Annotated in this window: 5 protein-coding genes and 1 pseudogene; 3 read left to right on the forward strand and 3 right to left on the reverse strand. The window is 70.8% G+C overall.

Going from position 1 to position 4383, the window contains the following annotated elements; all coding sequences use genetic code 11:
* Positions 1 to 146 (reverse strand): TetR family transcriptional regulator (locus PV363_RS17985; RefSeq protein WP_366525497.1); only part of this gene is annotated, 146 nt, incomplete at its 3' end.
* Positions 147 to 278: 132 nt separating this feature from the next.
* Here PV363_RS17985 and PV363_RS16070 point away from each other — a divergent pair.
* The gene (locus PV363_RS16070; protein WP_301022857.1) at positions 279 to 1160 is read left to right on the forward strand and encodes a hypothetical protein; all 882 of its coding nucleotides are present in this window, start codon (positions 279 to 281) and stop codon (positions 1158 to 1160) included.
* Between the two features lie 37 nt (positions 1161 to 1197).
* On the opposite strand, the gene PV363_RS16075 is transcribed toward PV363_RS16070, so the two are convergent.
* Together PV363_RS16075 and PV363_RS16080 are read right to left on the reverse strand one after the other, a co-directional pair.
* The gene (locus PV363_RS16075) at positions 1198 to 2280 is read right to left on the reverse strand and encodes a TIGR03617 family F420-dependent LLM class oxidoreductase (protein ID WP_301022858.1); all 1083 of its coding nucleotides are present in this window, start codon (positions 2278 to 2280) and stop codon (positions 1198 to 1200) included.
* 171 nt (positions 2281 to 2451) lie between these two features.
* Positions 2452 to 3381, reverse strand: coding sequence for an alpha/beta hydrolase (locus PV363_RS16080; RefSeq protein ID WP_301022859.1), 930 nt, complete (start codon positions 3379 to 3381; stop codon positions 2452 to 2454).
* 186 nt (positions 3382 to 3567) lie between these two features.
* Between PV363_RS16080 and PV363_RS16085 the strand changes: the two genes are divergently transcribed.
* Positions 3568 to 3900 carry a metalloregulator ArsR/SmtB family transcription factor gene (locus PV363_RS16085; protein ID WP_301022860.1) on the forward strand — a complete coding sequence of 111 codons (333 nt, stop codon included), beginning with the start codon at positions 3568 to 3570 and terminating at the stop codon, positions 3898 to 3900.
* Positions 3897 to 4383: pseudogene (locus tag PV363_RS16090) on the forward strand (bleomycin resistance protein); the annotation flags it as partial. The gene PV363_RS16085 and the pseudogene PV363_RS16090, both read left to right, overlap by 4 nt.

Genomic DNA, 4383 nt, shown 5'->3' on the forward strand with positions numbered 1-4383 from the left:
AACGTCTTCGACACGCCGGCGAGCGACGCGACCTCGGCCAGCCCGGCTTGTGTGTACCCGCGCGTCGCGAACGTCTCCTGTGCCGCCTCGATGAGCAGGGCCTTGCGTTGCTCCGGTGCGAGCCTTCGTGCCTGCGCCTCTCCCACGATTGGTCCTTCCCGTGACCTGCGTCGCCGTCGATGTTCGCTAACTTACTGGCGCGTCAATATAGCGGTGCTCCAGTGGCTGTGCAGATCGCGCTACCGAGCGTCCCCACACCCGTTGGCTATCGTCCCGCGATGCGGACTCTGGTGGCGATCGGCCTGGGAGCGTCGTGCGCGATCCTCGCCCTGTGCCCAAGCGACAGCCTCGACTCGGCCGGCGCGGGTGACGCCGTTACGACCGCCGCGGCGGACACGTCCGACGTCCACGCGACCCTGCAGCGGTCGCGGCTGTTCGAAACCCAACGCGGGGTGCGGGTGAACCTGAGCAACGAGGGCGACAGCGACGTGCGCGTGGAGGCCGTCCGGCTCGACTCGCCCTGGTTCGAGCCCGTGCCGTCCGACCCGCGCGACCCGGTCCTGCGCGCTGACGACGGCCCGGTCGCCATGCCAGTGTCCTTCGGTGAGGCGCGCTGCGAGGGCGACACCGACGAGCCGACGCTCGTGATCCTCACCGTCGACGGTGAGGAGGTGACGGTCACGGCCGAGCAGAGCCCGCCCGACCTCCTCGCGAGCCTGCGCGACGCCGAGTGCGACGTCGCCGCCGTGCGGGAACAGGTCGACCTGCGCCTCGGCGACCGGTGGGAGCGCACCGCTCCGCGCACCGTCGTCGGCGCGATCACCGCGTCCCAGCTCGAGGCGGGTGCCGCCGTCACGGTGCTGGGGGTCGAGGGCAACGTGATCTTCGACCTCGACCTCGTGGCGGCGGGTCCGCCCGACCCGTCTGTCGATCCGCCCGACGCGCTGGCCGAGATCGACGACGACCACACGGCCGCCACCATCGAGATCGCCCTCACGGCGGCGCGCTGCGACCCGCACGCCCTGATCGAGTACAAGCGGACGTTCATCCTCGTCGCGCTCGTCGACACCGGCGACGGCGAGCCGGTGCGGGTCGACGTGACGGCTGAGGGCGCGGCACAGCGCGCCTTGCAGGCGTCGCTCGCGGCGTGCATCGGCTGACCGATCGGCGCCTTCGCGCTGCGGTCGGGGGCCCGGGTCAGGCGCGGGTGGACGAGTCGGCACGGCGCAGCTCGCCGACGAACTCGGCGATCGCCTCGTCGGCGACCTGGTAGCCGGGGAAGTACGCGCAGATGCGATCTGCCCAACCCCCGTACCGGGCCACGATCTCCTCGGCGCAGTGGCGGGGGTCGCCGTAGACGGCCAGCGTGTGGAGGATCTCGTCGTCGACGAGCGTCGCCATCGTCAACCAATCGCCCGCCTTCGACAGCCGGTTCAGCTCGGGCTGAAGCCCGCCCCACCCGTGGACGTCGAGCACGGCCTTGTAGGCCGGCGTCGAGCCGTAGAAGCCGAGGATGCCGGTTATCGCCCTCGCCGCCGCCAGCTCCTCCTCCGTGCGTCCGAGCCCGACGATCACCTCGACGGTGATCTCGATGTCGCGGCGGTCGCGGCCGGCGGCGTCGAGGCCGCGCTCGATCGCCGGGATCGTCCGCTCGGTCATGTGGCGGGCGCTGTTGAACGGCATCACGAGGATGCCGTCGGCGACCTCCGCCGCCATCTCGTTCATCCGGGGGCCGAGCGCGCCGACGAGCACCTTCGGGATGCCGTGCGGGTTCGGGCCCGGGTCGAAGGCCGGCGTCATCAGGGTGTGGCGGGTGTACTCACCCTGGAACGCCAGAGGGCTGCCGTCCTGCCAATGGGCGAGGATCGCCTTGGTGGCGACCACCCATTCCCGCATCTGCGCCACCGGCTTGTCCCAGCGGCTGCCGTAGCGCTTCTCGACGTGCGCTCGCACCTGACTCCCGAGGCCGAGGCTGAAGCGGCCCCCGCTCAGCTGGTGCAGGTCGTATGCCGTCTGCGCCAGGTGCATCGGCGAGCGCGGGAACGCGATGGCGACGTTGGTGTAGAGGTCGAGCGAGCAGACGGGCGCCGCGGCCGCGAGCGGGAGGAACAGGTCGTGGGCGTTCTCGAACGAGAACGCGCCGTCGACCCCGATCTCCTGCAGCGCCCTGGCCCGGTCGACCGCATCGATCACCGAGTTCGACAGCTGCACGTCGAGCTTCACCGGCGCTCGCCCCGCACCGACGTCGTCACCCGTCTCCACCGTCCCGCTGTTCCCCATGGGCGCGGAGGCTACGCGTCCACGGCGGGTGGACGCGCCGGTGCCCTCCCGGTTGATCGGGTTGGGTGGCCGGAGCCACGCCGTCCCGATGCCGGAAGGGCACCTGCGACCGGTCAGGCCGTGAGGCCGTGACCGTGCGAACGATCGGGCGGGAGCCCGGCGTTCAGGGAGCTAGCACCACCACTCCCACCACTCGCACTCGTCGGTGGGCGGAGGCGTGGTCGTCGGCGGGGTCGTGCCGCCACCGGGACCGGGGCAGGTGTCACGCCACTCGGAGTAGTCGGAGCTCGACGGAGGCGGGCAGAGCATGGACTCGTAGCGGGTGTCGTCATCGACGAACCGCTTCAGCCAGCTGATCATGGCGTACGCCTGGTCGTCCGGGTTGGTGGCCGCGGCCATGTGGGACTCGCTGTTCAGCTCGACGTAGGCCGTCTCGTCGGCGTTCAGGCTGGTGTAGAACCGCTCGGAGTGCGACGAGACCGAGGCGATCGAGTCGCTCTCGGCGCCGATGATCATGGTCGGCACATCGATGTTCGACCAGCTCTTGGTGGAGTGCCAGGGCTGCAGCGGGACCGCTGCCTGCAGGCTGGGACGGTCGTTCGCCGCCTCCAGCGTGCCGCCGCCACCCATGGAGTGACCGGCGACCGCCAACCGCGACGCGTCGACCCGGCTGCGCACCGAGCTGTTCTGCACGAGGTAGTCGAGGGCTCTCAGCATCTGATCGCCTCGGCTCGGCGGGAAGTCGCCGGTGCTGTTGGTGTCGATGGCGAACACGACGAAGCCGTGCGAGGCGACCCGCTCGGCCAGACCCGCGTAGGTGCTGGCGTAGGCGGTGAAGCCCGGGGCGAGGACGACCCCGCCGAACGTGCCGTCGCTCGTGGTGGTCGGGTAGTAGATCCGACCGCCGCCGAAGCCGCTCACGGCCACGCCCGACACCGAGGTCGAGGTCGTGGCGTACGGCCCGCTGCGAGCCCTGAGGGACGACGCCGTGGGCGCCGGACCCCGCTCGAACGGGTTGGACTGCGCATCGGCCGGGCTGCCGACGAGACCGGTCAGCACGAGTGCTGCCGCGGTGACGCCAGTTCCGATCGCTGTCTTCAATGATCTGACTCTCATGTTCCCCCCACGATGAGACCACCCTCACGGGCGACACAGCCCGGGCGGACTGCGTGAAGGGCACCGTAGACTGACGTGGCAGTAAATTACAACTGTCAGAAATCTCTTGGCGTGGGGACGAGTGGCCCGCCCCTCGTTGACTCGCTTCATCGCTTGATGAACAATTCAGTCATGTCGGGACTGTCAGCGACCGCGATGTTCGAGCTGCTGGCCGATCCGACCCGTCGACGGGTGGTGGAACTACTCGCCGAGGGGCCGCGGCGGGCCGGGCAACTCGCCGCCGAGGCAGGCACGTCACCTCAGGCGATGAGCAACCACCTACGGGTCCTGCTCGACGCAGGAGTGGTGGCCGACGAGCGGCTGCCCACCGACGCCCGAGCCCGCGTCTTCCGGCTCCGCCCGCAGTCGCTCACCGCCATCCAGGCCTGGCTCGACCAGTTGCAGGCCGAGTGGCGCGTGCAGCTCGAGTCGTTCAAGAAGCACGCGGAGGAGCGAGCCCGATGACACGGTCCACACCGCCCACGATGACCGAGGCCGTCGACGTCGACGTCGACCCGATGACCGCGTTCACCGTGTTCACCGACGAGTTCCAGCAATGGTGGGGCAACGGCCCGATCGACGCCTGGGACTCGTCCCGCGTCGTCGGACGCCGCATCGAGCCCGGGGTCGGCGGCCGGATCCTCGAGCTCTACCCCGACGGCGACCTCGAGCTCGGGCGGGTCATCGCCTGGGAGCCGGGGGCACGCCTGGCCTGGGACAGCTCGGTCGACAACGTCACCATCGACGTGACGTTCGAGCCGCTCGACGGCGGAGGGACCAGGGTGCGCGTCGACGGCACCGCCACGGGACCGGGGGCGGGTGCGGGCTTCTCGTTCGTGCGCATGACACCGCAGTGGCTGCCCCGCCACCTCGCCCGTCGAGCCACGGGTCAGGCCCGCCCCCCGCTCGGGCCGCTGCACGTCGTGCTGCGCGACGCGACGCCCGCCG

This window comes from Mumia sp., assembly GCF_028803055.1.
In the GTDB taxonomy this organism is placed as follows: domain Bacteria; phylum Actinomycetota; class Actinomycetes; order Propionibacteriales; family Nocardioidaceae; genus Mumia.